The organism is Streptomyces sp. BRA346, from assembly GCF_052851135.1.
The window spans coordinates 1-2,329 of the sequence record NZ_JAIWIH010000141.1 but is presented as its reverse complement, the minus strand read 5'-3'; the positions used below and the strand labels follow the sequence as shown (position 1 = coordinate 2,329).

The window sequence follows — 2,329 nt, the reverse complement described above, 5'->3', positions numbered from 1 at the left end:
GATGGTGCTGATGCACCACCTGATCGGCGACCACACCACGCTCGACGTGGTGCAGAAGGAAATCGGCACCCTGCTGACCGGCCACGCCGCTGCCCTGCCCGAGCCCGTGCCGTACCGCAACGTCGTGGCCCAAGCCGTGCTCGGCACCAGCCGTGAAGAACATGAAGAGTTCTTCAGCAACCTGCTGGGCGAGGTGGACGAGCCGACCGCCCCGTACGGCCTCCTCGACGTCCGCGGCGACGGCACCGGCATCGCCGAGGCACAGGCCACGATCGAGACCGATCTGGCCGACGCGATCCGGGAGCAGGCCCGCCGGGCGGGTGTGTCGTCGGCGAGCGTGTGCCACCTGGCGTGGAGCATGGTTCTGTCCCGGCTCACCGGCCGCTCGGACGTCGTGTTCGGCACGGTGCTGTTCGGCCGCATGCAGGCCGGGGCCGGTGCGGAACGCGGCATCGGGTTGTTCATCAACACCCTGCCGGTGCGGGTCGAGGTGGGTGCCCAGGGGGCGCTGGACGCGGTCCGGGACACCCATGGGCTGCTCGCCGAGGTGCTGCGCCACGAACACGCCCCACTGGTGGTGGCCCAGCGGTGCAGCCAGGTCCCGACCGGGCTGCCCTTGTTCACCACCCTGCTCAACTACCGGCACAGCGCGGAATCCACCGACCTCGACCCGGGCGGGCTCGGCGAGCAGGTCGAGGTGCTGCACAGCGAGGAGCGCACCAACTACCCGATCCTGGTGTCGATTGACGACCTGGGCGCGGCGGGCCTCACGATCACCACCCAGGTGGACGACCTTCTGAACCCGGAGCAGGTGAACGCCCTGCTGGTGACCGCGCTGCGGGAGCTGACGGCGGCGTTGGCGGCCGACCCGGCAGCGACGGTCTCGGACCTCGACGTGCTGCCGACGGCCGAACGGACTGTGCTGGTCCAGGAGTTCAACGACACCGTCGGCCCAGCCGAGGCGGATGCCTGCGTGCACGAGTTGTTCCAGGCCCAGGCATCGGCCACTCCGGACGCCGTGGCGGTCGTCCACGACGACACGCAGGTCACGTACCGGGACCTCGACGCGATGGCCAACCGGATCGCTCACCGCCTCCGGTCCATCGGGGTCGGCCCGGACGTGCGCGTGGGTCTCTGTGCCCAGCGGGGCGTCCGGCTGATCGCCGCGATGCTGGGGGTGCTGAAGGCGGGGGGTGCGTACGTACCGCTGGACCCGTCGTACCCGGCCGAGCGCGTGGCGTTCATGCTCGCCGACGCCCGCCCCGCGGTGGTCCTGATCGACGGAACCACGCCCGCCACCGACGACGTCCCGGTCCTGGACCTGGCCACCGACTTCAGCGACGGGCCCGACACCGACCTGCCCCGCGCGGCGTCGCCGTCCCCGTCCCCGTCGGACACGGCGTACGTCCTCTACACCTCCGGCTCGACCGGCACGCCCAAGGGCGTCACCGTCGAGCACCGCAACACGGTGAACTTCCTGCGGTGGGCGCGGTCGGCCTTCGCCACCGAGGTGCTGGACCGGACGCTCTGGTCCACGTCGGTGAACTTCGACCTGGCCGTGTTCGAGGTGTTCCTGCCGCTGGTCACCGGCCGCACCGTGGTGGCGGTACGCGACGCCCTGGCGGTCCGCGCGGACACGACCGACGTCACGTTGGTCAACACGGTCCCGTCGGCGATCGCCGCGCTGGCCGACGCCCGGGAGATCCCCGATGCGGTACGCACGATCAACCTGGCCGGTGAGCCGCTCAAGCGGGACCTGGTGGACCGCATCTTCGCCGCGGCGGACGGCGTCGAGGAGGTCCGCAACCTCTATGGCCCGTCGGAGACCACCACCTACTCGACGGCCGTGGTGATGCGCCGGGCGACCGGGTTCGTCCCCCACGTCGGCGGGCCGATCGGCAACACCCGCCTCTATGTGGTGGACGGGTACGGGCGTCCGACGCCGATGGGGGTCGTCGGCGAGCTGTTCATCGGCGGCCGTGGCGTGACCCGGGGATACCTGGGTCGGCCGGGGCTGACCGCCGAGCGGTTCGTACCGGACTGGCTGTCCGGGGACGGGTCGCGGCTGTACCGGACCGGGGACCTGGGCCGGTGGCTGCCCGACGGCACCCTGGAGTACGTCGGCCGCAACGACTTCCAGGTCAAGGTCCGCGGCTACCGCATCGAACTCGGCGAGATCGAAGCTCGACTCCTCGACCACGACGCCGTGCGGGAGGCGGTGGTGGTGGCCCGAGGCGACCGCCTCGACGCCTACTACGTCTCCAACAGCAGCATCGAGATCGAGACGCTGCGCGACGCGCTCAGCGAAGCCCTCCCCTCCTACATGGTG

General features: G+C 71.1%; 1 protein-coding gene. It reads left to right on the top strand.

Going from position 1 to position 2,329, the window contains the following annotated elements; all coding sequences use genetic code 11:
* Positions 1 to 10 precede the first annotated feature (10 nt).
* A partial coding sequence (locus tag LCH29_RS43775; RefSeq protein WP_446467254.1) for a non-ribosomal peptide synthetase occupies positions 11 to 2,329 on the top strand: 2,319 nt, incomplete at its 3' end.